Source organism: Kineosporia babensis (assembly GCF_021129305.1).
In the GTDB taxonomy this organism is placed as follows: domain Bacteria; phylum Actinomycetota; class Actinomycetes; order Actinomycetales; family Kineosporiaceae; genus Kineosporia; species Kineosporia babensis.
The window spans coordinates 55,257-80,748 of the sequence record NZ_JAJOMB010000024.1 but is presented as its reverse complement, the minus strand read 5'-3'; the positions used below and the strand labels follow the sequence as shown (position 1 = coordinate 80,748).

General features: G+C 69.0%; 25 protein-coding genes. 14 read left to right on the top strand and 11 right to left on the bottom strand.

The features are described 5' to 3' along the window. Nucleotides 1–107: 107 nt before the first annotated feature. Together LR394_RS33160 and LR394_RS33155 are read left to right on the top strand one after the other, a co-directional pair. Complete coding sequence (locus LR394_RS33160; RefSeq protein WP_231448577.1) at nucleotides 108–938, top strand: oxidoreductase; 831 nt, start codon at nucleotides 108–110, stop codon at nucleotides 936–938. 22 nt (nucleotides 939–960) lie between these two features. After that, nucleotides 961–1,977 carry an aldo/keto reductase gene (locus LR394_RS33155; RefSeq protein WP_231448576.1) on the top strand — a complete coding sequence of 339 codons (1,017 nt, stop codon included), beginning with the start codon at nucleotides 961–963 and terminating at the stop codon, nucleotides 1,975–1,977. Here the strand turns inward: LR394_RS33155 and LR394_RS33150 are convergent. After that, nucleotides 1,959–2,858, bottom strand: a complete 900-nt coding sequence (locus tag LR394_RS33150) for a helix-turn-helix transcriptional regulator (protein ID WP_231448575.1) — start codon at nucleotides 2,856–2,858, stop codon at nucleotides 1,959–1,961. The genes LR394_RS33155 and LR394_RS33150 overlap by 19 nt on opposite strands. Nucleotides 2,859–2,984: 126 nt before the next feature. On the opposite strand from LR394_RS33150, the gene LR394_RS33145 reads away from it, so the two are divergent. The 4 genes from LR394_RS33145 (at nucleotide 2,985) to LR394_RS33130 (ending at nucleotide 5,959) form a co-directional block, all read left to right on the top strand. After that, entirely contained in the window at nucleotides 2,985–3,536 is a 552-nt protein-coding gene (locus tag LR394_RS33145; RefSeq protein WP_231448574.1) for a dihydrofolate reductase family protein, read from the top strand. A gap of 125 nt (nucleotides 3,537–3,661) precedes the next feature. Next, nucleotides 3,662–4,078, top strand: coding sequence for a YciI family protein (locus LR394_RS33140; RefSeq protein WP_231448573.1), 417 nt, complete (start codon nucleotides 3,662–3,664; stop codon nucleotides 4,076–4,078). Then, nucleotides 4,051–5,310 carry an RNA polymerase sigma factor gene (locus LR394_RS33135; RefSeq protein ID WP_407937180.1) on the top strand — a complete coding sequence of 420 codons (1,260 nt, stop codon included), beginning with the start codon at nucleotides 4,051–4,053 and terminating at the stop codon, nucleotides 5,308–5,310. Before LR394_RS33140 ends, LR394_RS33135 begins: the two co-directional genes overlap by 28 nt. Nucleotides 5,311–5,320: 10 nt before the next feature. Continuing rightward, on the top strand, nucleotides 5,321–5,959 hold the full coding sequence (locus LR394_RS33130) for a dihydrofolate reductase family protein (protein ID WP_231448571.1): 639 nt from the start codon (nucleotides 5,321–5,323) through the stop codon (nucleotides 5,957–5,959). A 152-nt stretch (nucleotides 5,960–6,111) separates the two neighbouring features. Here LR394_RS33130 and LR394_RS33125 read toward each other — a convergent pair whose 3' ends face one another. Continuing rightward, complete coding sequence (locus LR394_RS33125; RefSeq protein WP_231448570.1) at nucleotides 6,112–6,552, bottom strand: iron chaperone; 441 nt, start codon at nucleotides 6,550–6,552, stop codon at nucleotides 6,112–6,114. 1,038 nt (nucleotides 6,553–7,590) lie between these two features. Between LR394_RS33125 and LR394_RS33120 the strand changes: the two genes are divergently transcribed. Together LR394_RS33120 and hemG are read left to right on the top strand one after the other, a co-directional pair. Beyond that, nucleotides 7,591–8,784, top strand: coding sequence for a ParB/RepB/Spo0J family partition protein (locus LR394_RS33120; protein ID WP_231448569.1), 1,194 nt, complete (start codon nucleotides 7,591–7,593; stop codon nucleotides 8,782–8,784). A 65-nt stretch (nucleotides 8,785–8,849) separates the two neighbouring features. Then, nucleotides 8,850–10,313, top strand: coding sequence for a protoporphyrinogen oxidase (gene hemG, locus LR394_RS33115; protein ID WP_231448568.1), 1,464 nt, complete (start codon nucleotides 8,850–8,852; stop codon nucleotides 10,311–10,313). A gap of 124 nt (nucleotides 10,314–10,437) precedes the next feature. On the opposite strand, the gene LR394_RS33110 is transcribed toward hemG, so the two are convergent. Then, nucleotides 10,438–12,213 carry an FAD-dependent monooxygenase gene (locus tag LR394_RS33110; RefSeq protein ID WP_231448567.1) on the bottom strand — a complete coding sequence of 592 codons (1,776 nt, stop codon included), beginning with the start codon at nucleotides 12,211–12,213 and terminating at the stop codon, nucleotides 10,438–10,440. 226 nt (nucleotides 12,214–12,439) lie between these two features. On the opposite strand from LR394_RS33110, the gene LR394_RS33105 reads away from it, so the two are divergent. Genes LR394_RS33105 through LR394_RS33095 form a run of 3 tightly spaced genes read left to right on the top strand, consistent with a single transcriptional unit; the run spans nucleotide 12,440 to nucleotide 14,336 of the window. After that, entirely contained in the window at nucleotides 12,440–13,165 is a 726-nt protein-coding gene (locus LR394_RS33105) for a gamma-glutamyl-gamma-aminobutyrate hydrolase family protein (RefSeq protein WP_231448566.1), read from the top strand. 42 nt (nucleotides 13,166–13,207) lie between these two features. Further along, a complete protein-coding gene (locus LR394_RS33100) occupies nucleotides 13,208–13,645 on the top strand; it encodes a carboxymuconolactone decarboxylase family protein (protein WP_231448565.1) in 438 nt (145 codons plus the stop codon). A gap of 46 nt (nucleotides 13,646–13,691) precedes the next feature. Then, on the top strand, nucleotides 13,692–14,336 hold the full coding sequence (locus tag LR394_RS33095) for a sulfotransferase family protein (RefSeq protein WP_231448564.1): 645 nt from the start codon (nucleotides 13,692–13,694) through the stop codon (nucleotides 14,334–14,336). A 60-nt stretch (nucleotides 14,337–14,396) separates the two neighbouring features. Here the strand turns inward: LR394_RS33095 and LR394_RS33090 are convergent, their stop codons facing one another. The 3 genes from LR394_RS33090 to LR394_RS33080 are packed head-to-tail and all read right to left on the bottom strand — an operon-like array spanning nucleotide 14,397 to nucleotide 17,713. Continuing rightward, on the bottom strand, nucleotides 14,397–15,419 hold the full coding sequence (locus LR394_RS33090) for a glycosyltransferase (RefSeq protein ID WP_407937179.1): 1,023 nt from the start codon (nucleotides 15,417–15,419) through the stop codon (nucleotides 14,397–14,399). 52 nt (nucleotides 15,420–15,471) lie between these two features. Next, a complete protein-coding gene (locus tag LR394_RS33085; RefSeq protein ID WP_231448562.1) occupies nucleotides 15,472–16,488 on the bottom strand; it encodes a putative sugar O-methyltransferase in 1,017 nt (338 codons plus the stop codon). 46 nt (nucleotides 16,489–16,534) lie between these two features. Continuing rightward, nucleotides 16,535–17,713 carry an aminotransferase class I/II-fold pyridoxal phosphate-dependent enzyme gene (locus LR394_RS33080; protein ID WP_231448561.1) on the bottom strand — a complete coding sequence of 393 codons (1,179 nt, stop codon included), beginning with the start codon at nucleotides 17,711–17,713 and terminating at the stop codon, nucleotides 16,535–16,537. A gap of 273 nt (nucleotides 17,714–17,986) precedes the next feature. On the opposite strand from LR394_RS33080, the gene rfbB reads away from it, so the two are divergent. Beyond that, entirely contained in the window at nucleotides 17,987–18,946 is a 960-nt protein-coding gene (gene rfbB / locus LR394_RS33075) for a dTDP-glucose 4,6-dehydratase (protein ID WP_231448560.1), read from the top strand. Between the two features lie 196 nt (nucleotides 18,947–19,142). Here rfbB and LR394_RS33070 read toward each other — a convergent pair whose 3' ends face one another. The 5 genes from LR394_RS33070 to LR394_RS33050 form a co-directional block, all read right to left on the bottom strand. Further along, nucleotides 19,143–19,970 (bottom strand): ABC transporter permease subunit, encoded by an 828-nt coding sequence (locus LR394_RS33070; protein WP_231448559.1) that lies wholly within the window; start codon nucleotides 19,968–19,970, stop codon nucleotides 19,143–19,145. Then, nucleotides 19,967–20,911, bottom strand: coding sequence for an ABC transporter ATP-binding protein (locus LR394_RS33065; protein ID WP_231448558.1), 945 nt, complete (start codon nucleotides 20,909–20,911; stop codon nucleotides 19,967–19,969). The genes LR394_RS33070 and LR394_RS33065 overlap by 4 nt, the downstream gene beginning before the upstream one ends. 262 nt (nucleotides 20,912–21,173) lie before the next feature. Then, entirely contained in the window at nucleotides 21,174–21,584 is a 411-nt protein-coding gene (locus LR394_RS33060) for a VOC family protein (RefSeq protein ID WP_231448557.1), read from the bottom strand. A gap of 9 nt (nucleotides 21,585–21,593) precedes the next feature. Continuing rightward, nucleotides 21,594–22,013 carry a helix-turn-helix transcriptional regulator gene (locus LR394_RS33055; RefSeq protein ID WP_231448556.1) on the bottom strand — a complete coding sequence of 140 codons (420 nt, stop codon included), beginning with the start codon at nucleotides 22,011–22,013 and terminating at the stop codon, nucleotides 21,594–21,596. A gap of 148 nt (nucleotides 22,014–22,161) precedes the next feature. Then, complete coding sequence (locus LR394_RS33050) at nucleotides 22,162–22,938, bottom strand: alpha/beta fold hydrolase (protein ID WP_231448555.1); 777 nt, start codon at nucleotides 22,936–22,938, stop codon at nucleotides 22,162–22,164. 803 nt (nucleotides 22,939–23,741) lie between these two features. On the opposite strand from LR394_RS33050, the gene LR394_RS33045 reads away from it, so the two are divergent. Both LR394_RS33045 and LR394_RS33040 read left to right on the top strand, forming a co-directional pair. Then, nucleotides 23,742–24,533: an AfsR/SARP family transcriptional regulator gene (locus LR394_RS33045; protein ID WP_231448554.1), complete on the top strand. Its 792-nt coding sequence runs from the start codon at nucleotides 23,742–23,744 to the stop codon at nucleotides 24,531–24,533. Nucleotides 24,534–24,650: 117 nt separating this feature from the next. After that, nucleotides 24,651–25,457, top strand: coding sequence for a helix-turn-helix domain-containing protein (locus LR394_RS33040; protein WP_231448553.1), 807 nt, complete (start codon nucleotides 24,651–24,653; stop codon nucleotides 25,455–25,457). The last annotated feature ends 35 nt before the right edge of the window (nucleotides 25,458–25,492 follow it).

Below are 25,492 nucleotides of genomic sequence, written 5' to 3'. Positions count from 1 at the left end.
GGCGATGGCGGCATCGCGGTTCACCTGAAAAGCCAGGGGCAACAGCAGTACCTCCCTGATGTGGCGTCCGGGTCATAGGCTCGGTCGCGGATTGGGAGGTACTGCAGATGGCTACATGGCTGATCACCGGCTGTTCCACCGGGCTTGGGCGGGCCCTGGCCGAGAGTGCGCTCAAAGCGGGGCATCAGGTCGTCCTGACGGCCCGCGACCCGTCCTCGATCGCTGATCTGGCGGCGGCCTACCCGGAAACGGCGCTGGCCGAGCGGCTCGACGTCACCGACAAGGCCCGGATCGGTGAGGTGGTCGAGGCTGCCCTGGCCCGTTTCGGGCAGATCGACGTCCTGGTGAACAATGCCGGGTACGGCTACCGGGCCGCGGTCGAAGAGGCCGACGACACCGACGTCCATCATTTGTTCGCCACCAACGTCTTCGGCGCCGTTCACCTCATCCAGGCCGTGCTGCCGGGCATGCGGGAACGCCGGTCGGGGACGATCCTCAACATCTCCTCGATCGGGGCACGCCTGACCCCGAGCGGATCGGGGTTCTACTCGGCGACCAAGGCTGCGCTGGAAGGCATTACCGGATCTCTGCGCAAGGAGGTCGCCCCACTGGGAATCCGGGCCGTGGTGGTGGAGCCCGGTGCCTTCCGGACCGATTTCGCGGGCCGCTCACTGACTCAGTCCGCCCGGGCGATCACCGATTACGCGCCGACGGCCGGGGTACGGCGCAAGGAGAACGACAAGGTCCACGGCACCCAGCCCGGCGATCCGGTACTGGCCGCCCGGGCTCTGCTCGCGGTGGCGGACAGCGATGACCCACCGGCTCTGCTGCTGCTCGGCAACGATGCCCTGCAGGCGTACACCGCCGGTCGTGACGCCCTGGATACCGATGTGCAGAACTGGCGCGCCGTGAGTGCCGGCACCGACCTCGTCGGCTGACCTCCTGAGAAAGGAAAAGATCTTGGAATACCGCCTTCTGGGGCGCACCGGGTTGTCAGTCAGCCCGTTGTGCCTGGGCGCAATGATGTTCGGCCCCTGGGGCAACAGCGACCAGGCCGAATCGGTCAAGATCATCCACCGGGCCATGGACGCCGGTGTCAACTTCATCGATACCGCGGACGTCTACTCGGGCGGGGTCTCGGAGGAGATCGTTGGCCAGGCCCTGCAGGGCCGGCGCGACGAGGTGGTTCTGGCGACGAAGTTCTTCATGCCGATGGACGATCGCCCCAATCACGGGGGCGGCTCCCGGAAATGGATCATCCAGGAGGTCGAGAACTCGCTGCGGCGCCTCGGAACCGACTACCTCGACCTGTACCAGGTCCACCGGCCCAGCCCGACCACGGACGTCGAGGAAACTCTCGGCGCGCTGACGGATCTGGTGCGCCAGGGCAAGGTCCGCTACATCGGCTCGTCGTCCTACTCGGGCTCGCAGATCGTCGAGGCGCAATGGGCCTCTCGCGAGCGCAGTCTCGAACGGTTCGTCACCGAGCAGCCGCCGTACTCGATCCTGGTGAGGGGCATCGAGGAGGACGTGCTGCCGACGGTTCAGCGGCACGGGATGGGGACGCTCACCTACAGTCCGCTGGCCGGCGGCTGGCTTTCGGGACGCTGGCGTAAGGATGCCGCGGGGATGCCGACCTCCTCGGCTCGCCCGTCGGCGCGGTTCGACATGTCCAGCCCGGCCAATCAGCGCAAGCTCGACGTCGTCGAGGAACTGGCGTTGCTGGCTGAGCGTGCGGGCATCACCTTGATCGAGCTGGCCATCGCCTTCGTCATCAACCACCCGGGCGTGACCTCGGCGATCATCGGGCCGCGGACGATGGAACAGCTGGAGTCGCAGCTGCCGGCGGCTGAGGTCCGGCTGAGCGCTGAGGTGCTGGACCGGATCGACGAACTGGTGGCCCCGGGGGTGACGCTGAACCCGGACGACAACAGCTACGGTGCGGCGGAACTGACGGCTCAGGCCCGGCGTCGCTGATCTGCGGGGGTTTGTTCGGTCGGCAGGTTCTCCTGCGAAGCTGCCCATGAGGCCAGGAGTTTGAGACCGTCGGACGTCGGGGTGCCCGCGGCTGCGGTGTAGATGTTCAGCCGTAGCCCGGGCTCCGACGGCAGGTCCATCGCCTCGAAGTCCAGGTCGAGCTGGCCCACGACGGGGTGGCGCAGGCGCTTGCGGCCGCTGCGGTGAAACCGGACGTCCTGCGAGGCCCAGCGTTGCCGGAACAGCTCGCTGCGGGTGGACAGTTCGCCGATCAGTTCGATCAGGCTGGGGTCGTGCGGGTTGCGCCCGGCCTCGAGGCGGAGCATGGCTGCTGCGTCGTCGGCGACCTGGTCGTAGTCGACGAAGAAGGCCGGGGCCTCGGGGGCGAGGTAGATGAAGCGGGTGGTGTTGGCCGGGCGTCGGTCGGAGGCCAGCACGGGGGAGTACAGAGCCCGCGCGAGCTGGTTCATCGCCAGGATGTCGTGGCGGCCGTTGCGGATCCAGGCGGGTGCCTCGGTGACGGCGTCCAGAACCTGCTGGATGGGCGCGCGCACGCTGGTCGGGTAGACGTTGTGGCGGCGCTTTCGCCGGCCCTGGGCCTCGGCCAGCGCGAACAGGTGCTCGCGTTCGGCCTCGTCCAGGTGCAGGGCTTTGGCCAGCGCGTCCAGAACGCTGTCGGAGGTGCCGCCGAGGGTGCCGCGTTCCATCCGTACGTAGTAGTCCACCGAGACACCGGCCAGCAGGGCAACCTCTTCGCGGCGCAGGCCCTTGACCCTGCGGTTGGCGCCGTAGGCGGGCAGGCAGGCGTCCTGGGGGCTAATGCGGGCGCGCCGGGAGCTGAGGAACTCCCGGACCTCGGCGCGCAGGTCGCGGCTGCTCATGGTTCCACCGTAGTCAGCGTCGGCGGATCAGCCAGGTACTGGTGTTACCCGGATCGGCGCCGATGAGTTTCTCCTCCGGTTGCGGTCTGAGTCTGGACACAACCGGGACGGACGAACGGGAACGACATGCGCGACGTGGTGCTTTACCAGCTCTTGTCCCTGGACGGGGTTGCCGAAGAGCCGGGGGACTGGATGCACGAGGTGGACGATGCGGTGTTCGAGAACCTGCGGTCGGTGATTTCCGATCAGGACGACATCCTGCTCGGGCGGGGCACCTACGACTACTGGGTGGACTACTGGCCCACCTCCGACGTGCAGCCCTTCGCCGACTTCGTCAACACCACCCCGAAGCACGTCTTCACCTCGGGCGCTTTCGAGGCGGCATGGGACAACACCACGGTCGTCACCGAGCCGGCCGTCGACTACGTGCGGCGGTTGCGGGAGCAGGAGGGCGGGGACATCGGGATCCACGGCTCGATCCGGCTGGCGGGCAGCCTGATCAATGCCGATCTGGTGGATCGTCTGGAGTTGGTGGTGGCCCCGGCGGTCGCGGGGTCAGGCCGGCGGCTGTTCGGCTCGGGCACTGCGGCTCACCGGCTTCAGTTGCTGAAGGTGTCCTCGTCGCCGACCGGGGCCGTCTTCGCCAGCTACGCCCGGCCGGTGCCCGTGCCGAACTGATGCCGAACTGAGAACTCGGCCGAGAAAATCTCGCGAGGATGTCGATCCGGCTCGCTCCCGTTCGAATCATGGGTGAGCCGGGCGCGGCAGGCATCCGGCGAGACGACTGAAGGAGAGTTCTGGTCATGACGAAGTTCATGCTGGTCATGCGGGCATCGGAGGAGACTTTCGCGGCGATGTCCGGGGTGCCGATGGAGGAGATGCTGGAGACTGTCGGACGGTTCAACGACGAGCTGATCAAGGCCGGGGTGCTGCTGGCGGCCGAGGGCCTGGATCCCGAGGTGAGTGTCGTGGTCGATTACTCCAGCACGCCTGCGCTGGTGACGGACGGGCCGTACGGGGAGGTCCGGGAGTTGTTCGGTGGCTTCTACCTGATCGATGTGCCGGCCCTGGAGGACGCGGTGGAGTGGGCGCGCCGGATGCCTGCGTTCCCGGGGGCGAAGACCGAGATCCGACGGGTCGCCAGCATCGACGAGTTCCCGCAGGACAACGAGTACGTGGCCCGGGAGCGGGCCTGGCGCGAGCAGAACGGCCAGCTCTGAACGACACCTCGGCCCAGCGGGAGGTCGAGGTGGTGTGGCGGATCGAGTCCGCGCGCATCGTCGGTGCCCTCGCGCGCTTCACCCAGGACTTCTCGCTGGCCGAGGACGTGGCGCAGGAAGCCCTGGCCGAGGCGCTGCAGAAGTGGCCGCGCGAGGGCGTGCCGCCGAACCCGGCCGGATGGCTGTTCACGGTCGGCCGCCGCCGGGCCGTGGATGCCTTCCGGCGGCGCTCGGCCCTGGACGAGCGGTACACCGCGCTGGCCCACGAGCAGCCGCAGGAGCACCACGACCAGCAGTGGGATCCGGACGCCATCGATGACGACGTCCTGGCCCTGCTGTTCATGGCTTGCCATCCGGTGCTGTCGGCGGAAGCCCGGGTGGGCCTGACCCTGCGCGTGGTCGGGGGCCTGACCAGCGAGGAGATCGCCCGGGCCTTCCTGGTCCCGGTGCCGACGATCCAGGCGCGGATCACCCGGGCCAAGAAGACCCTGGCGGCTGCCCGGGTGCCCTTCGAACTACCTTCGGCCGAGCTCCGCCGCGAACGACTCGGGGGAGTGGGAAACGTCCTCTATCTGATCTTCAGTGAAGGAGCGAACGCGACCGCGGGGGAGGATCTGCTGCGGGTCGACCTGGCCGACGAAGCACGCCGGCTGGCCCGGGTGCTGAGCCGTCTGGTGCCCGACGATCCGGAGGTGCACGGGCTGCTGGCCCTGATGGAACTGACCGCCGCCCGGTTCCCGGCCCGGGTCGGGCCGGACGGCGCGCCGATCCTGCTCGAAGAACAGAACCGGCGCCGCTGGGATCGCGCGGCAATCGTCCGGGGGCAGGCCGCGTTGGCTCAGGCAACCAGCAAAGGACGCGGTTTGGGCGCCTTCGGTCTGCAGGCGGCAATTGCCTCGTGCCACGCCGCGGCTCCATCGGTCGCGGAAACCGACTGGGGGACCATCGTTCTGCTCTACGAAGCGCTGGGCCGGCTCGCCCCGTCCCCAATTGTTGATCTGAACCGCGCGGTGGCCGTCTCCCGGGCCTACGGGCCTCACGAAGCCCTGACCATCGTCGACCAGCTCGAAGGACTGGCCGGCTCACACCTGCTGCCGAGTGTGCGCGGCGAGCTCCTGGCCCAGCTCGGCCGCACCCACGAAGCCCGCCAGGAACTCGAACGGGCCGCCGAACTCTGCCGCAACGAACGCGAGCGGGAACTGCTGCGCGGCAAAGTCAATCGTCTCAAATGAAGGAGAAATCATGTCACGCACCCGAGTCCACAACTTCACGATCTCCCTGGACGGATTCGCCACCGGAGAGGGCCTGAGCGCCGAACAACCGTTCGGGCACGCCGGTCACCGACTTCACCAGTGGATGATGGCCACCGCCTTCGGCGCCCCGATCATGGGACTTCCGGGCGGCAGTTCGGGAGTGGACAACGCCTTTGCCCAGCAGCACGAGCCGGGGATCGGTGCCGAGATCATGGGCTCGCGCAAGTTCGGGCCTCCTGGATGGCAGGACGACCCGAACTGGCGGGGCTGGTGGGGCCCGAACCCGCCGTTCCACACCCCGACCTACGTCCTGACCAGCCGGCCGCGCTCGCCGTTGGAGATGGAGGGCGGTACGACGTTTCACTTTCTCGACGCTCCTGGGGCCGAGGCCCTGAAGATCGCTCAGGAGGCGGCCTCGGGTAAGGACGTGCGGATCGGGGGAGGACCGACGATGCTGCGGGACTTCCTGGCCGCCGGGCTGATTGATCACCTGCATGTGGTGCAGGTGCCGGTCCTGCTGGGGCGCGGCGTGCGGTTGTGGGACGGGCTGGAGGGGCTGGAGCAGCAGTACCAGGTGGAGACGGTCTCGACCCCGAGCGGCGTCACGCACTTCACCTTCAGCCGCTGACATCGCTGGGCGCATGCTCGACGCGCCGCGGAACGGGTTCGGCGCGGCGATGATGACATGGAAATGGTGACGCGGACATGGTGGCGCCCAGCGCCGGCGAAGCATGCGGACGGGCCGCGGCGCCGGTACTGGGCGTCCGTGCTGAGCAGCGGTCAGGAGATGGCGGCCCGCACGAGCTCGGTGACCTTCTTCTCGACCTCGGGGCTCCACTCCACCAGGGCGAACGCAGTCGGCCAGAGGCCTCCGTCGTCCAGGTTCGCGGCGTCCTGGAAGCCCAGGGTCGAGTAGCGGGCCTTGAACTTGCCGGCCTCCTGGAAGAACACCACCACCTTGCCCGCCGCATCGGCGTAGGCCGGCATGCCGTACCAGGTCTTGGGGGTCAGGTCCGGGGCCGTGCCGGTGACGGTGACGTGCACCCGCTCGGCGAGGTCACGGTCGGCGGGCGCCATGTTCGAGATGGCGTCCAGCACCTGCTGCAGGCCGTCGGCCTTCTTCGCGCCCTTCTTGCCCTCGGCCCGCAGCTCCGCGGCCCGGGCCTTCATGGCGGCCCGCTCTTCGGCGCTGAACCCGTCTGTGGCCTTCTCCGTCGCCATACTCGGTGCCCCTTTCGTCACGACCTACGGTCCTCATCGGTGATCACGACGGTAGTGCGCTGGGCGGCCCGGTGCTTCTCGAATCCTGACCAACTCTCGCCGGGTGCCGGGCCTCGGCCCTGGGCAGAACGGGCCTCGATCTCCGCCTCGGTCGTGTTCCACAGTGCATTCGCGCACTTCAGGCCCGTGGCGTCGAGAACGTCCTAGGGAACGCGGGCGTCGAGTCGGAGTCTTCTCGAACGGGCACATCGACTTCCGGATCGGCCGCCGGCGTGAACCAGTCACTCGAAAAGCACTCGAGGATTCCTCGAGCATGCAGTGCCCGGGCGAGGTGGTGGATCCTGCCCGTTGGAGCGCAGTGACAGGGGTTCCGTATGGAACAAAACTTGTGATTGTGTACTATTGCGAACATTCAGTGACGAGCGGGGGGCTTGCCGTTGAGATTGCGCGACGTCGGGTTACCAGGCGGTGCGGATGCGGGGAGATCCGTCCGTCGTCCTCGAGGGCCTGGGTGAGGGCTTCGCGCCGAGGCTGCGGCCGGTGGTCCGCTGAATCTGATTGAGCAGCACCTGTTTCCGTTGCGGTTCCTCTGCCGTGCCGGCTCGCCGGTCCGCGTCCTCTCGACTGGCGGCTTGATCGGGCGTTCGGGGGTTGCGGGAACGATCGTGGGCCGAGGGGGCTGGAATTCACGGGCAATGACTGGGGGAAGCATCATCCACGCAAAAGGCCGTACCCGGAACGGGAAACGGGCCGTACGCCGCCGCGCCGGCCCTGGGGTCTGTGCGAGGGCTGTGGTGAAGATCGTTCTCGGGCAACGGGGCTGAGCCTGCTGAGGCCGGTTCCGCGTCTGCGGTAGGAACCGAAAGATCATGCTGGGCCGCGAAGGCTTCCTTCGGCATGCCCAAAAGTGCTGATGAAACACCCTCGATGGGCCGGTGTCCGGGTGATCGCGCCGGAAGCGACGTCAACCTGGTCTCGACCGGGTCTGGAGAGGGTCCTGTCAGGATCGGCGAAACCGTACCAAGGAGGGGCACCGGGATGGTCCAGAAGGGTCAGGCCACCGTGATCGCAGGAGATTTCAGTACCTCCCCGCCCGGGACGGTCGGATCCGTCGCCGGTGACGGTCCGGATCTGGGCAACCTGGAGAAGCTTTCGGTGCGCACCGTGCCGATCGCCGATCTGCACCCGGGACTGCACCTGCGTCAGGCGGGCGTGGACGAGGGGCACATCGCCCTGCTGGTCGAGGCGGCCCGCGGCGACGGCCTGCCTCCCATCCTGGTCCAGACCCAGGGGTGGCGGGTCATCGACGGCCTGCACCGGCTCGAGGCGGTGCGGCGCTGCGGCCGGAACAGCATCAGCGTGCGGTTCGTGGACTGCGCCGATTCCGAGGCGCTGGTCCTGGCGGTGAAGGCCAACACCCATCACGGCCTGCCGTTGTCCAAGACCGACCGGATCCGGGGCGCCCAGCGGGTGCTCGGCGCGCATCCGGACTGGTCGGACCGGGTCATCGCCGGCATCACCGGCCTGAGCGCGCGCACCGTGGCCTCGCTGCGGGTGCGCTCGGGCGACGGCAGCGACCAGCCGGCCAAGCGTCTGGGCCGCGACGGCCGGCGGCGTCCGGTGGCCGGTGGTGAGGGCCGGCGGCGGGCGGCGGAGTACCTGCTGCAGAACCCGAAGGCCCCGCTCAGACAGGTGGCCCGGGCCACCGACGTCTCGTTGGGGACGGTGCACGACGTCAGCGCGCGCCTGCGGCGGGGCACTGCGCCCCAGGCCGGTTCCGACGTCGAGCCGGCCGAGAACGAGCCGAATCTGAGCATCGTGCCGAACGCCGCCGCAGCGCCCGGGCCCCGCGCCCGCCGTACCCGTTCCGGTGCCTCGACAGCCGCCCGCCCCGGCCCGGGCTCGCGCATGCCGGCCATCCGTGACGGCAGCCCCGGGGCGAACGATCCGGCCGCCCCCGCGGCCCCGAAGGCAGTCGGGAACGCCCCGCTGACCTGGGCGGGTGTGGCGGCGACGGTGGCCAGCGATCCCGCCGTGCGCTACACCGAGGGCGGGAAGGACTTCCTGCGGTGGATGGCGGCGCACGCGGCCGATCCGGACGGCTGGCGCGACTTCGTGGAGACCATCCCGGCGCACTGGCTCAGCGTCATCGCGCCGATCGCCGAGGGCGTGAGCAAGGAGTGGGGCCTGCTGGCCGAGCAGCTCAAGCACAAGCAGGATCCGGACCGCTGACCGGGCGTACATCCGGGCCGCGACCGACCGTCGGGGATCTCCGTACCAACGAGAGAACGGGAAGCATGGCTGACGTCGATGAAGATCAGGACCACCCCCGTCCGCACGTGGTCGTGGTCGGGGCAGGAATCGCCGGGCTGACGGCCGCCTTCGCCCTGCGCGAGGCCCCGGTGCGGCTGAGCGTGCTGGAGGCCGGCTCGCGCCTGGGCGGGAAACTGGCGGTCTCGCAGATCGCCGGGGTGCAGGTCGACGAGGGCGCAGAAGGCCTGTACGCGCGCAGGCCGAAGACCGCCCGGCTGGTGGCGGACGTGGGTCTGGGCGAGCAGCTGACCACGGCGACCACCAAGGCCACGGCGATCTGGACGCACAAGGCGCTCCGGGCCCTGCCGTACCACCAGTTCATGGGTGTGCCCTCGGACATGGACGAACTGGCGGGCACCGGCCTGCTGTCGCCGGAAGGCATCGCCCGGGCCCGTCAGGAGGCGGATCTTCCCCTGCGCGGGCACGAGACCGACCGTGATGTGGCCGGTTTCGTAGGTGACCGGTACGGTCGTGAGGTTGTCGATCAGCTGGTCGACCCGTTCCTGGCCGATGTCTGCGCCGGGCGCTCGGACGAGCTGTCGTTCCAGGCGATGCTGACGCCGCTGGCGCGGGCCCTCAAGAAGCATCCGTCGCTGACCGCCGCGGCCGGTTCACTGATCGCCCCGCCCAGCCCGCCCGGTCAGGAGCCCCCGCCGGGTCTGGCCACGCTCACGGGTGGGATGGGATCCCTCCCGCCGGCTCTGGCCCAGGAGATCCTGCGCACCTCACCGGGCGCCGAGATCCGGCTCGAGACAACGGTCGAGAGCCTCCAGCGGCGCGAGCGCGGGTGGCGTCTGCAGGTGAGCACGGGCGGTTCGGTGCAGCAGATCGAGGCCGACGCCGTCGTCCTGGCCCTGCCGGCCGAGGCCGCGAGCAAGCTGCTCTCCGGTCTGCCCCCGGTGAGTCAGGCCGCAGCAGACCTGGCCGACATCCCTTACACCGGAACGGCCATCATCACGTTCGCCTACCCCCGGCAGGCCTTCCCCGAAGGGATCGGCGGGCATCGGTTCTGCGGCTACCGGGTGCCGGCCCGTGAGGGTTACGCCACCAAGGCGGTCACCTTCTCCAGCGTGAAATGGCGTCATCTGGCGGGGGACCTGGAGATCCTGCGCTGCCAGATCGGCGGGGTCGGCGATCAGCAGGTGCTCGGGCGCGACGACGACGAACTGGTGGCCCTGGCCGGTTCCGAGCTCGCCGAAGCCACCGGGGTGGATGCCCCACCTGTGGCTGCCCGGGTCAGCCGGTGGGCCGATTCCCTACCGCAGTACACCGTGGGTCATCTGGCGCGGGTGGAGCGGATCCACGCGAGCCTGGCCACCCAGCCGGGGCTGGCCGCCTGCGGGGCGGCCTTCGACGGGGTAGGCGTGGGTAACTGCATCGCGAGCGCCTTCAAGGCAGCCGAGTCGGTGCAGGACTGGATGTTCCAGGAGGCAGCAGCCCGCGGCTGAGAGGCCGGAGCGTGAACGAGTGCGGTGCCGTCCCGGGGCGGCATCGCACTCGTTTGTCTTTGCGGCACAGCGAAAAGGGCGGGAAACAGGGATCCCGCCCTTTTCGCTGCCTTGGGTGAACGGATCAGGTGAGCGCCGGGGTCAGGGCCGGCGGCAGCACCTGAGCCACCGCGATGCTCAGTTCTTCCTCGGGGTTGTCGGGCAGGTCGGGGCAGCGCCAGGCGATGTGCTGGTCCGGCCGCACGAGAACGGCTCCGGTGCCGGACATCTGGCGCAGTTTCGCCCACCGGCCCTCGACGTCGGCGAACTCGGCGCCCTCGCCGATCCCGGCCACCACGATGTCCACGCCGAAGGTCTGCCCGGTGCGGGCGGCGCTGCGGCGCCAGGCCGCCTCGCCCTCCGGGCCGGTGATCAGGACCAGGGTGGTCTCGGGACCGGGCAGGTCGAGGGTGGACAGGCGCTTGCCGTCGCGTTCGATCCAGGCGTGCGGCAGCACGTGCCCCGGGCGGGTGACCGGGTGGTAGACGTCGCGCAGCGGGGCCCGGGCCGGTTCCGGGGTGCCGTCCGGGGTCAGGGCGCCGTCCTCGTAGGAGAAGCCCAGTTCCATGTCGTGGGCCTGGCAGCCGCCCCGGTGGGTGGCGAACATCTCCCGGGCGCGGGCCCGCACGGTCTCGCCCATGGGTGAGGTGTCGAAGTAGGCGTCGAAGTTGGCGGCGCGCAGGTGCTGCGGGGTGCGGTGGCCCAGGCCGATCGCCTCGAGCAGGGCCTGGTGGTGCGAGGCGGCCGAGACCGCCCAGGCGACGTTCTGCCGGCCGATCGGCAGGCGTTCGGCCTCGTAGGTGTCCAGCAGGCTGTCGTCGGCCTGGCCGGACAGGACGGCCGCCAGTTTCCAGGCCAGGTTGTGCGCGTCCTGGATGCCGGTGTTCAGGCCCAGGCCCACGGTCGGCGGCTGACGGTGCACCGCATCCCCGGCCAGCAGCACCCGGCCCACGCGGTACCGGTCGGCCATCAGCGACTCCAGCGTCCAGTTGGTCACGTGGTGCAGGTCCACCACCAGTTCCGGCAGGCCCAGCACCTCGCGGATGCGGGGGACCACCTTGGTCTGGTCGACCTGGACCGGGTCTCCCGGTGGGAAGTGCAGCACCCACTCCTCACAGTGCTTGCCCCAGGTCGGGCCCATCTCGATGAGGTTGGTGGACATCTCGGGGTTGTACGGGTTGAGCAGGTGAGTGATCAGCGTGCCCTCGCGCCACCACGGTGACAGGTCGGCGGTGAAGTACGCCGTGGTCACGTTGAGCTGGCTGGGGCGGCCGTGCATCTGCACCCCTACCGCGGCCCCGACGCCGCGGCCGCCGTCGGCAGCGATCATGTACTGCGCCTCGACGGTGGAGGTCTCACCGGTGGTGGCGTCGAAGATCTGCGCGACGATGCGGTCGCCCTCGTCGCGAAAGCTCTTCATCTCGTGGCGGAATCGGACCGCACCGGGCGAGCGCCGCTCGGCGTGCTCGCGCAGGATCGGCTCCAGCCGGTGCTGGGGCAGCTTGACCGGCAGCAGGGCGCCGGCCCGGGCGTAGGTCTCGCGCAGCGAGCCACCGCCGAAGGCCTCCATCTCGTGCACCACCCGGGCGTCCATGTCCGCCTCGCCGCTGAGGGTGGTGATCCAGCGGATCTGGCCGAACTTCTCCAGCGGGGCGCCCTGTTCGATCATCTGGGCGTCCAGGCCGTGCTGGCGGTAGATCGCCATCGTGCGCTGGTTCAGGTAGTGGGCCTTGGGGATGGTGGAGGTGCCGGCGTGCCGTTCCACGAGCAGGTAGTCCACCCCGTGGTCGGCCAGGAAGTTGGCGGCGGACAGGCCGCAACCACCGCCACCCACGATCAGCACAGGGATCTTGGTGCTCATGCTCGTCCTCCCGACGATGGTTCCCGCTCCGGGCGTGATTGCCCGGCAGCCTGGCAAGGTGCTCTGCAACTCCGCTCAAGGACCGGTGGATTTGCCGCCCGGCCCGACGGACGTCTCAAATTTGTTCTCAAGGAGCAGGTTTCGCCGGTGGTCGGCTTGAGTTGAACGCGGAGCCGAACTTAGTCTCAGGTCCGGGCCACCGCGGCCGTCAGGGAGGAGTCCTGCGATGAATTCACCGTCTCCGGGTCACCCGAGGCAGGCCGTGATCGGGATCTGCGCCCGCACCGCTCCGGTCACTCTGCAGGGCACCGAGCTGGTGGTGAGCCTGACCCTGCAGGCCCACGTGCAGATGCTGGCCGCGGCCGGCTGCCTGCCGCTGCTGGTGCCGCTGGTGCCCGGCGCGCGGGCGGTGGTGGATCGGCTGGACGGCCTGCTGATCCCGGGCGGACCGGACCTGGACCCCGAATTGTACGGCGCCCCGGCCCATCCCATGACCCGGGTACCCAGCCCGGCCGCCGACCGCATCGAGCGTGAGGTGGTCGAGCAGGCGCTGGAGACCGGGCTGCCCGTGCTGGGAATCTGCCGGGGCATGCAGCTGCTCAACGTCCTGCACGGCGGCACGCTGCACCAGCACCTGCCGGAGGTCACCGGCAATCACGAGCACCAGCCGGACAGCGAGACGTTCGAGTTCGGCCGGCACCGCCTGGAGCTGCAGCCCGGGAGCCGGGTGCGCCAGATCCTGCAGGACGGGCCGTTCGAATCCGCCTGTCATCACCACCAGGCCGTCGCCGAGGTGGGCCGTGGGCTCACCGTCAGCGCCACGGCCCCGGACGGAGTGGTCGAGGTCATCGAGGCCGGCGCCGATGCTTTCGTGCTGGGGGTGCAGTGGGAGGCCGGGCAGACCCCCGACGACCGCCTGCACCGCGCCCTGGTCGCTGCCGCCACGGCCTGATTCACGCTTACCCCGCTCGAACCGTCTACCCAGGAGAGGCCGATGCCCCCACGGATGAAGAACCCCTCGCTGGTCGTCCCCGACGCGCTGCAGCCCCTGCTCGACCTGTCCAACGCCATCGGTCAGGCCGACGTGCCGAAGCAGACCCTGGACCTGGTGCGGCTGTACATCAGCCACCTCAACGGCCGTCAGTACCAGACCCCCTCCAGCGCCGGTTCGATCGACGAACGCCTGCTGAAGGTGAGCCAGTGGCGCAGCGACCCGTCCTTCACCCCGGCCGAACGGGCCGCGCTGGCCCTGGCCGAGTCCTGCTCGCAGCTGGGCAGCCGTACCGACCCGGTCCCGGACGAGGTCTGGGACGCCGCCGCCGAGCACTTCACCGAGCAGCAACTGGGCGCCCTCGTCCTGCAGATCGCCCTGGTCAATCTGTGGAACTGCGTGAACGTCTCGACCCGGCAGGAACCCGCCGACTGGCGCTGATCCCGGCCGCCGCGAAGAAGCTGAACCCAGCAGACGAGGAGAACACATGCTGAAACTGATGAACGTGGGGCTGGGCCGGACCGGGACCACGTCGCTGAAGCGGGCCCTGGAGACGATCGGGTGGGGGCCGAGCTTCCACATGTTCGACGTGATCAGCGACGACGACCGGCTGCGCAGCTGGGAGCAGATCGTCGTGGACGGTCAGGAACCCGACTGGGAGAAGGTGTTCGAGGGCTACACCTCGGTGGTCGACGGCCCCGGATCGCTGTACTACCGCCAGATCCTGCAGGCCCTGCCCGAGACCAAGGTGGTGCTGACCATCCGGGACGGTGAGGAGTGGTACCGCAGCACCTACGACACCCTGTACCAGTTCGTGCTGCGGGCCCGGCAGAGCCCGCCACCGCCGGACTCCACCCCGGCCCGGATCCTGCGGGTGACCGACAGCCTGGTCTGGAGCGGGCTGTTCGGGGGCCGGTTCGAGGAACGCGACCACGCCATCGCCGCGTTCCGCGAGCACAACCAGGGCGTGGTCAACAGCATCGACCCCGACAACCTCCTGGTGTACGACGTCAAGCAGGGCTGGGAACCGCTGTGCTCCTTCCTGGGGGTGCCCCGCCCGTCGGAGCCCTTCCCGCACCTGAACGACACCGAGTCGATGAAGCGAAACGTCGAGAAGGCCGGTCGTTCCTAGCGAAAAGGCAACGTGCAGAGGGCCCGGACGCCGACGCGTCCGGGCCCTCTGCCGGTGTTCTCAGGAGAGCTCCTCCAGTTCGAGCACGATCTGCGAAGGCAACGGCAGCGTCCGGATGTGGGCCGCCAGTTCGTCGGCGCGCTCCTGGTAGCGCGGGGTGGACAGGATGTCCTGGGCGATGCCGGCGATCTCCTCGGAAAGATTGATGCCCTCGGGCAACTGAGCGGGCAGCACCAGCTGGGCCACCCCGAAGTCCGCGGCGGCCGCCCCGATCGCCTTGGCGTAGTCGTTCTCCGGGATCACCACCTGCGCAACCCCGGCGTTCATGAAGGTGACCGCAGTCGCCCCGCCCCCGTGGTGGATCGCCAGATCACAGGTGGGGGCCACGACATCCAGCGGCAGCCAGCCGATGTGGACGTCTCCCAGTTGGCCGGCGAACTGCTCGGCCGCCCCCTCGGGTGCGGCGAACACCACTTCCGCGCCCTCGGAGATCAGCTGATCCACCAGATGACGCATCGAACTGCCCGGGGTGTTCAGCATCAGGCTCCGGGTGCCCGAGGTGATGAGAACCCGCGGACGATCTTTGGGACGGGTGTACATCCACGGCTCCAGCCGCCCCTGCCGGTTACGCGGGATCCAGCGCATGGGCCGTGCCGTAGGGCTCGGCGAGGGGCGAAGACCCGGGGGACACACGTCGAGGAACAGATCCGCCTCCGGAGCCCCGCTCAGACCCAGGCGATCCAGCTCCACCTGCAACCCGGGCTCGGTGCGCAACGGCAGGATGTCCCAGTACTGCCGCACGTAGAGCACATCGAGCGAGGCCGCCAGCAGACCGGGGATGTACGACAGGCCTCCGACCACCACATCCGGGGTCCAGTCCTGCGACACCTCCAGCAGCGCTTGCAGTCGCGCGCTGGCTTCCTTCGGGTGCGGGGTCTGCACGGCGGGCAGCCCGATGGCCTGCGCACACTCCAGCAGCGGTGCGTCCACGGTGGTGAGGACGTCATGGCCGGCGTTGCGGGCGGCGACGGCCAGCGGGGCCATCGCGAAGACCGTGCCCTGGCTGCCGCCGGCGGTGAACAGGAACCTCATGCGAATCCTTCCTGAAAGAGCGGGTGGACGAGGCGTTCGAGTGTCATGGATGCGGCATTCGAACAGGCTCACCGGCGCTCAGGTCACGGTGGTAGAGGGCCTGCCAGTAGAAACTCCACGGCCGGGCCCAGCTGTCCACCACGCAGGTCCACTCCTGACCCGGGCGCATGGCGTCGACATACTTCTGGCTCGAGGCCTCGACCGCACCGCTGTCATAGATGTCGAGGATGTCGCGCAGCAGCCCCGAGCTCAGCGCCTTGGCCACCACCTCGTCCCCCTGCGCGTGCCCGTCCAGCCGCTTGTCCATGTACTTGCCGGTCTGGTTCTTGGTGTAGAAGTACTCGCACCGCTGCGCGATCAGCCGCAGGTAGTTCGTCACGGTGGTGGCGGGCATCTCCCCGAACGAGTTGATGTTGATGCACAGGTCGAACCGCATCTGCTCGGGCAGCGTCAGCGCCTGCTCGTTGGTCAGGAAGGTGATCCGGGCGTACTGCTGCGGCTCCAGCACCGCCTTCAGGTAGGCCCGGGACAGCTCCAGGGTGTTGGGCAGGTCGATGATCGTGTAACCGGCCAGATCGTGATTGGACATCAGGGCATGACAGGTACGCCCGTACCCGGCCCCGATCTCCAGCACCCGGCCCCCGGGCAGGCCGGCGACGTGATCCAGGCAGTCCAGCTCGTACAGGGCCTGCAGGTAGTCCATGCACAGGAGCTCACCGTGGCAGCGCACCGTGATCGGGTCGCCGACCTGACGGTGCCGGATCCGCCGCAGCCGGGCCCGCTGCCGGTCCGTGAGCTGCAGGCCCAGGTTGTAGACCAGGTCCTTGAGGTAGCGCACCCCGTTCGTGCCCGGATCCCACAGCGCGATCTTGAAGTTCGGGCTGCTCGAGCGGAAGGAACTCAGGTCCGCGGCCACCTCCGGAGTGATCAAGGTGCTGGTGATGTGAGCCCACTGCTCACTCTGGTCGTACATGGTGGCCATCGCCTGCCTCGCCGTCTCGTCGCCTCGCCGGGGAACTACCTGACTCGTGCCGTCTCGCCCTTCACGAGGCGCGCTCATGGATGGATCCGGTCGCCACCGCGGTTCCGCATCGCGAGGGCAGGGCTCACCGGCCCACTCGCGCGGACAGCTCGGGACCGTGAGAAACTAGGTACCGCAACAGTTCACCCACCAGACGCACCTGCTCCACCGAGGTCGCCGGCCCGGTCGGCAGCGCGATCACCTGCTCGGCCAGACGCTCGGTGTTCGGCAGCCGGACGGCACCCGCGTAGGGCTCCAGTTGATGGCAGGCCGGTGAGAAGTACTTCTGGGCGATCACGTTCTCCGCCGCCAGAGCCCGCACCAGCAGGTCACGGTGGACTCCGGTGACCTCCGCGTCGATCAGGGCCACGGCGTACTGGCAGTTGGCGCTCGCGCTCTCGTCGAAGGGCAGAACCCGCACCCCGGGCAGCGCGTCCAGTTCGGTGCGGTAGGCCTTCAGATTGGCGCGATTGTGCCGCACCGTGGCCGGGAAGGCCTCCAGCGAGGTCAGGCCCATCGCAGCGCCGGCCTCGCTCAGCTTGGCGTTGGTACCGACCGACCGGATCGCCCCGTCCGCGGCGCCGAAGGCCCGCAGCGCCCGCAGTTCGTCGGCCAGAGCGGCATTGCCGGTGACGACCGCCCCACCCTCGAAACTGTTGACCACCTTGGTGGCGTGAAAGCTGAACACCTCGGCCTCACCGAAACCACCGATCGGACGACCCTGCTCGGTGCACCCCAGAGCGTGCGCGGCATCGAACGTCAGGGTCAGACGGTGCCGGTCGGCCACCTTCGTCAGATCCTCGACAGCACACGGCTGGCCCCACAGGTGCACTCCCAGAACGGCCGAAGTGCGCTCGCTGAGCGCGCTCTCGACGGCCGCCGGGTCCAGGCAGCCGGTCAGCGGATCCACATCGCAGAACACTGGGGTCAGGCCCGCCATCCGGGCCGAGTGCGCGGTGGCGACGTAGGTCATCGAGGGCATGATGATCTCGCCGCGCACCCCCAGGGCCCGGTGCAGCAACTGCAGGGCGGCCGTGGCGTTGCACACCGCCACGCAGTGCTCCACCCCCGCCACCTCGGCGATGCGGCCCTCGAACTCCCGTACCAGGGGGCCGTTGTTGGTGAGCCACTGCCGGTCGAGCACCTGGCTCAGGCGCTCGAAGAACCGGGAACGATCACCGACGCTCGGGCGTCCTACGAACAGCGGCTGCGCGAAAACGCTGGATCCGCCGAACATGGCGAGGTCATTGACCTGGTGCTTCACACACGACCTCCGGAGCGCTGGGGGAGTGAGGCAAGCGCGTCGCATCGTCACGGCGCCTCGGCACAGGAGCGTTCCCCAGGCGCCTCGCGCTCCGGTTGAGATCGGCTGGGGACCTCCTCGCTGCAGCAGCGGCCTTCAGAGCACTCCCGAGCGCTGCCCTAGTCCCCTTCCACCGGACACCGGCCGAGGGCGGGCACAGTGAGCCGGGGCGAGGGCCTGGACGTGCCGGTGCCCCGCCGGCGTCCGTCGTTCTTTCTGGGTGGTTGATCAAGCATGAGAATCCTGGTGACCGGTGGAGCGGGGTTCGTGGGCTCCCACTACGTGCGCAGTCTGCTGGCCGGGGCCTACCCCGGATACCAGGACTGCGACGTGACCGTCGTGGACAAGCTGACCTATGCCGCCAGCGAGGAGAACCTTCCGCTCGGCGACCAGCGGCTGACGTTGGTCAAGGGCGACATCGGCGACGCCGGCCTGATGATGGACGTGCTGCCCGGACACGATGCGGTGGTGCACTTCGCGGCCGAGAGCCACGTGGACCGCTCGCTGGAGGATGCGGCGCCGTTCATCCACACCAACGTGCTGGGCACCCAGAACCTGCTGGAATGTGCTCTGCAGCGGTCGGTCCCGAAGATCGTGCAGATCTCCACCGACGAGGTGTACGGCAGCATCGCCGAGGGTGCCTGGACCGAGAACAGCCCGCTGGAGCCGAATTCGCCCTACTCGGCCTCGAAGGCGTCGGCGGACCTGATGGCGCGGGCGTACCACCGCTCGCACCGGCTTCCGGTGGTGGTGACCCGGTGCTCCAACAACTACGGCCCGTATCAGCACGTGGAAAAGGTGATTCCGCACTTCGTCACCCGGTTGCTGAACGGGCAGCGGGTGCCGTTGTACGGCGACGGGCGCAACGTGCGCGAGTGGCTGCACGTGGACGATCACTGTCGCGGCGTGCAGTTGGCGCTGACCCAGGGACGGGAGGGCGAGGTGTACAACCTCGGTGGCGGTTGCGAACTCAGCAATCGCGAGCTCACCGAGCGGCTGGTGCAGCTGTGCGGGGCCGACTGGGCGTCGGTGGACTTCGTGCCCGACCGCAAGGGGCACGACCGGCGGTACGCCCTGGACGACAGCAAGGCCCGGGCGGAACTGGGGTACCAGGCCCGGTGGACGTTCGATCAAGGATTGACGGACGTGGTGGGCTGGTATCGCGAGCACGGCTCGTGGGGGAGCATCGGGTAGGCGCACGGGTCGTCTGCAGCTGCCCAGAGCCCCGTGACCGGATCGTTCCGGTCACGGGGCCCTGGTCGTGTCTGGATCGGGTGCGCGTTCGTGCCGCCGGATCGCCCGGAACGGTAGCAGCGAACGCGCACCCAGCGCCCGTGGTGCGGAGGGGGGAAGCGAACACCACGGGCGCGTCTGAGGGGCGCTGTTCAGCTCACGCGTCGCGGCGCTTGAGCAGATAGCCGGCCACGGCCAGCAGCGCGACGGTCCACAGGCACATGACCCCGAAGCCCTGCCACGGCGAGAGCAGGTCGTCGCTGCCCTGCTGGGTCTGGCCGATCAGGATGCCCGCCTCGGTGGGGAGGTAGGCGTGGGCGTACTCGCCGAACTTGCCGGGGATCAGCTGCACCAGCGGAGCCAGCACCAGGACGAAGCCGATGATCCCGGTGATGCCGGCCGCGGTGTGCCGCACCAGCGCACCCACCGCCAGGGCCAGGACCGACAGCACGGCCAGGTACAGGGCGGTGCCGATCACCACCCGCAGCACACCGGGATCGCCGAGGGCCACGGGGGCCTTCTCCTCGAGGATCGGGGCCCCGATGAAGAACGAGCCGAACGCGCTGACCAGGCTCACGCCCAGGCACAGGACGAAGAGCACGGTGGCCTTGGCGGCCAGCATCGGTACCCGCCGCGGCACCGCCAGCAGGCTGGCCCGGATCATGCCGGTGGAGTACTCCGAGGCGATCACCATCACGCCGAGCACGCAGACGGCCAGCTGGGCGACCAGGAAGCCGCTGCCGAGGATGACCGCGGCCGGGTCGTCCACGATCAGCGCCTGGGTCTCGGCGTCGGTGTCGTCCCAGGTGGCCACGGTCAGGCTGACCAGGATCGCGGTCAGGCCGAGGAACAGGGCCAGCAACAGCACGAGCGACCACACGGTGGAACGGACGGTGCGGATCTTGGTCCACTCCGACTGCAGCAGGTTGACGAAGCTGACGCGGCCGGCGGTGCCCGTCGTGCGCCCGACGGTGGTGGCGGTCATTTGCTGCCTCCGGTGACCTTCGAGTTCGTGCCCTTACCGGTGTCCGCGCTGTATTCGACGCTTTCCCGGGTCAATTCCATAAAGGCCTCCTCCAGCGATCCGCGCTGAGTGGTGACCCCGTGCAGAACCAGCCCTTCCTGGGCGGCGATCTCACCGATCCTCGCGGCGTCCAGGTCGGCGACGATGAGTTCCTGGGTGCCGTTCGGAGTGACCACCCCGCCTGCACGTGCAATTGCCTGAGCCAATGCATCGGCATCGGGACTCTGCACCAGGACGGCGTCTTTCCGCGCGCGGTCGATGAATTCCTGGGTGGAGCAGTCGGCCATCAGCCGGCCGCGGCCAATCACGATGAGATGTTCGGCCGTCACCGCCATCTCGTTCATCAGGTGACTGGAGACAAAAACCGTTCGCCCCTCGGCGGCCAGCTGTTTCATCAGGTTACGGATCCAGAGGATGCCCTCCGGGTCCAGGCCGTTCACCGGCTCGTCCAGGATCAGCACTGCCGGATCGCCGAGCAACGCCGCGGCCAGGCCCAGGCGCTGGCCCATGCCCAGGGAGAAACCGCCCGCGCGCTTCTTGGCCACGTCCTGCAGGCCGACCGTCGAAAGCACTTCCTCGACGCGCTTTTTACCGATCCCCTGGGTCTGGGCCAGGCACAGCAGGTGGCTGTAGGCGCTGCGGCCGGTGTGCACGGCGCGGGCCTCCAGCAGGGCCCCGACCGTGCTCAGCGGACGCTCCAGGTCCTGGTAGCGCCGGCCGTCGATGCTGGACGCGCCCTCGTCCGCGCGGTCCAGGCCCAGCAGCAGCCGCATGGTGGTCGACTTCCCGGCGCCGTTGGCGCCCAGGAACCCGGTCACCACACCGGGTTTCACGGTGAAGGACAGGTCCTGCACCGCGATCTTGTCGCCGTATCGTTTGGTCAGGTTCTTGGCCTCGATCATCGATTCCCATCCTCTGGAGATGTGGTTCCCACCGGAAAAAGGTTCTGAAGGAGCAGGTTCTGCGAGCGGATCCGGGCAGCACGAAACATCCGGCCGCAGAACCGAGATCGGAAAGAGCAGTCGGTCAGGTGCTTTCGGGAAGTCCTCGCGGATGCGCGGTCGGACCTGAAGAAGGCAAGGGGTGGCCGGCCCCCGCACCCATGTGGTCGCGGGGGAGCCGGCTGTGAAGTTTTCGGGAACTGCCGGCCCGGCGGGCCGGACGCTACTGGGGCTGGGTGAACCTCAGCATGTTGCCGGACGGATCGCGGAAGGCGCAGTCGCGCACGCCGTAGGGCTGGTCGACCGGCTCCTGCATGACCTCGGCGCCGGCCTCACGGATGCGCTCGAAGGTGGCGTCGCAGTTGTCGGTGCCGAAGATGACCCCGCTGAGCAGCCCCTTGGCCATCAGGCCGGCCATCGCCTCACGGTCGGTGGGCGAGGCGTCGGGGTTGGCCACCGGGGGTTCGAGCACGATGTCCACGTCGGGCTGGTCGGGGGAGCCGACGGTGATCCACCGCATCCCCTCGAAGGCGACGTCGTTGCGGACCTCGAAGCCGAGGGTGTCACGGTAGAACTCAATCGCCTTGTCCGGGTCCTCGACCGAGAGGAAGCACTGAGAGAGCGTGATCTTCATGCTGGAAGCCTACGGACGGCTGGGGAGCTTCGCTTCTCCATTCCTGACCGGTCGCGTACGGATCTTGACGATGCAGGCCGGAATCGGGGCGGCATGGGCGTGCGGGCGGGCCCGGTAGGCGCTGGGGCTTTCCCCGACCAGGTCGGTGAAACGGGAACTGAAGGAGCCCAGCGAGGTACAGCCGACGGCGAAGCAGACCTCGGTGACGCTCAGGTCGCCCTTGCGCAGCAGCGCCTTGGCCCGCTCGATCCGCCTGGTCATCAGGTAGCTGTAGGGCGTCTCGCCGAACGCCGAGCGGAAGCTGCGGGAGAAGTGGCCCGGTGACATCAGCGCCGTGCGGGCGAGGATGGTGACGTCGAGGGGCTGGGCGTAGTCGCGGTCGATCTGATCGCGGGCACGCCGGAGCCGAACCAGGTCATCCACTCTCACCGGGCCATCCTCCCACAGCACCGCAGCCGTGCGGTCCGGGCCGGATCCCGTTCCAGGAGCCGGCCGGTGCGCCTGTCGCCCGAACCGGCCGTGATCATGCACCTTTGGCTTGAGCACGCAGGACCTGCGTGATCGCCGAACTGAGGGTCTAGGTGGTGGCGAACCCGACCAGGACCCGGCCCAGGATGTCGGTCTGGATCCGGTGCCAGGAGCCGGGCAGCTGCAGGCCCCAGCCGCTGGGCAGGGCCTTTGCGGTGGCGACGGCGGCAGCGCGCAGCCAGTCGCTGGTGTTGTCGCTGTTGAGCACCAGGGCGGGGGTGCGGTAGCCGGCCAGGGCCTGCACCGGCACCTTGAAGTCGCCGCAGACGGCGGTGTCGTAGGGCAGGGTGTGGGCGTTGGCCTCGTTGGTGGCCCACAGCGGACCGTTGCGCCACTCGGCGATCAGCTCCGGGGAGAAGCCCACCAGTTCGGCCAGGAAGTACTCGGCCGCCGCACCCGGCCGGCCGGCGGCCAGCAGGGCGTCGAGCTGCTGCGCGAAGTCGGCGGGCGGCTGGGGGAAGCCCTCGACGCGGAAGTACGGCTCGTGCAGGGCGAGCTTGGTGATGGTGGTGCCGGCGACCGCGGCCCGCAGCGCCAGGTTGGCTCCGGAGGAGCCGGCGAAGACCACGGCCTGGCCTCCGGCCTCGTCGATCACCGCCTGCAGGTCCTCGATCTCGCGGTCCACGGTGTAGGTGGGCGCGTCGCCGCTCTCGCCCCGTCCGCGCCGGTCGTAGACGTAGACGGTGCAGTGCGGGGCGATCTCCGGGACCAGGGCGTCGAAAATGGTGTGGTCGCGGAAACTGCCGTTCAGCAGAACGATCGGGGGGCCTTCCCCGATCGCGTCATAAGCGATCGTCGTCCCGTCGCGCGAAACTACTTTCCGCATCATCTGCTCCTCGCACAAAGCCGGTGGGTTCGCGACGCAAAGCTGGGGGATCGTGGTGGACCGGCGCTCGAGAGGCGCTCGTATCCCGGCCGCCGCGGGCATTCTCCACCGGCCGGTCAACAGAATTGCTTGATCTCGGCCGAAGAATTGTTCAATCTCCCGAAGTATTCCTGCGGTTCAATCGGACGGTGGGAGAAAAGAATGGTTCTGACGGTGGGTCGCGAACTGGTAAAGGGGCGGCCGGGTTCATCAATAGGCGTCGAATCATGTTCGGCTTCGAGTTACCGGGAATAACGTCAATTTGACGGTTCGGCTGGACGCGGCGAACCGGTCGGGGGAGTGGCCGACCTCGTTCCGGTGCCGCCCGCCCGGTGCCCGAAAGGCCCGCCGGACCTGCGGATGTGTCACGCCATCTCCGCAGATACCGTATCTGGGGTGGGCTTTTCCGGGCTCCGGCCGGTGGCCGTGCGGGATCTGCGGAGAAAGACGGCCCTAAACCTTATTAGCAGGCCGTTAACCAAGCCGCCGACGTTATCAGGGCCACGATGTCATGGCAAGGTGGCGGGTATCGACTTTGTCCCGCGGTCCTCGAAGATCATCCCGGCCGTGGTTGCCGGACACGCCGCCCGGACGAGAAGAATCAGCCGCGGAAGCCGGAAAATACTGCCCGATCAGGTGTTCGAGGCCCGGGCCGCCTCCCGCAGATGAGAATTCTGCCGAAAGCGGCTTAGTCCCTAGATATTTGTGCCGCCCCGATGCATCCTCAGTGGGACGGATTCGCCATTGATCAGGGGGAATTACGAATGCACCGGGAAGTCAGGCCGCTCAGCGTGGATCTGCTCGGCCCTCTGGCCCTTCGTCTCGACGGCAGACCGGTCACCCCCAGCGCCCCCAAGCAACGACAGGTGCTGGCCGTGCTGGCCGTGAACATGGGGCGCGTCGTGACCGTTCCGACCCTGGTCGAGGAGTTGTGGGCCGAACGGCCGCCGCGCAGTTACTCCACCACCCTGCAGACCTACATCCTGCAGTTGCGCAACGCCCTGGCCGAGGCGAGTTCGGGGCGTCCGGGGGCCCGGCAGATCCTCAGCACCCGCCACAACGGGTACCTGCTGGAAGGAGCGATGTGCCAGACCGACGTCGAGGTGTTCGACCAGGGGGTGCGGGCGGGGCGGGCGGCGTCGGAGGAGGGCGACTACCGGCGCGCGTCGCTGGAGTACACCCGGGCGCTGGACATGTGGCGCGGGCCGGTCCTGGTGGACGTGCGGATGGGGCGGGTGCTGCAGATCGAGGCCGCCTCTCTGGAGGAGCACCGCCTGGGGGCGCTGGAGCGGCGGATCGAGGCGGACCTGGCGCTGGGCCGGCACGCCGACCTGCTGGGCGAGCTGACCCTGCTCACGGCCAAGAGCCCGATGAACGAGAACCTGTGCGCCTTCCTGATGACCGCGCTCAGCCGGGCCGGTCACGTCGGGCGGGCGCTGCAGGCCTTTCACCGCCTGCGCTCGGAACTGAACCGTGAACTGGGGGTCGAGCCGGGCCCGCGGGTGCAGCGGCTGCAGGCGGCCATCCTGTCCGGTGACCCGACGCTGGTCTCCTGAAGTCTTTCCCGGAAAAGGATTTCGACCAACGCTGGAGCGAGCCACCGAGCCCGGCTTGAGCTGGCCACGACATCGGCGGGTCAGACTGGAATCCCGGTCTAGGCAGTGAGGTGGCAGATGGACAGCGCGGTGGAGAAGGCCGTCGAGTGCATGTGGCGGCGGTACGGCGAGGCGCTGTCGCTGGAGGAACTGGCCGACAGCGCCGGACTGAGCCGCTTCTACTTCGCCCGGCTCTTCCGGGACACGGTCGGCATCACCCCGGGGCGCTACCTGGCCGCGGTGCGGGTGGCCGAGGCCAAGCGGATGCTTCTGGAGAGCTCGATCCGGGTCACCGACGTAGCTTTCGCGGTCGGCTACAACAGCCTGGGCTCCTTCACCAACTACTTCTCCGCCAGTGTCGGGGTCTCCCCGGGGCGCTTCCGGCGGATGGCGAACGCCAAGGCGTTCGGCCCGCCCTCGGTGACCGCCCCGAGCACGCCGGCGGGGACGATCGCGGGAACCATCAGTCTCCCGGCCGGACTGGGTAACGCCCGCGCCCTGGTCGGGGCGTTTCCCAGCCCGCTGCTGCAGCATCCGGTCGGCGCCGCAGTCCTGGTGGACGTCCCTCATGGTCGTCCCTGCTGTTACGAGCTGGCGCAGGTGCCGGTGGGCACCTGGTACGTGCTCGCCGTCGCGACGGCGGCCACGTTCGCCGGTGATCAGCAGCAGGACGGGTGTGAGGTGCTGCGCAGCGGGCTGATTCGGGTTCGGGTGAGTGCCGAGGGGGTGACGAGTACGGCCGTGCGGATGCGGCGGCGTCATCTGCTGGACTCGCCGGTGCTGCTGGCCCTGCCGGACCTGGTTCCCCGGCCCAGCCGGCTCAGCGGCGACGGGTGCCCGGTGGCCACCCCGGCGGAGGCTCTGCGCGACGTCGTGGACGGTTGAGCGCGTTCGACTGACGAGTCAGTAACACTTGAACG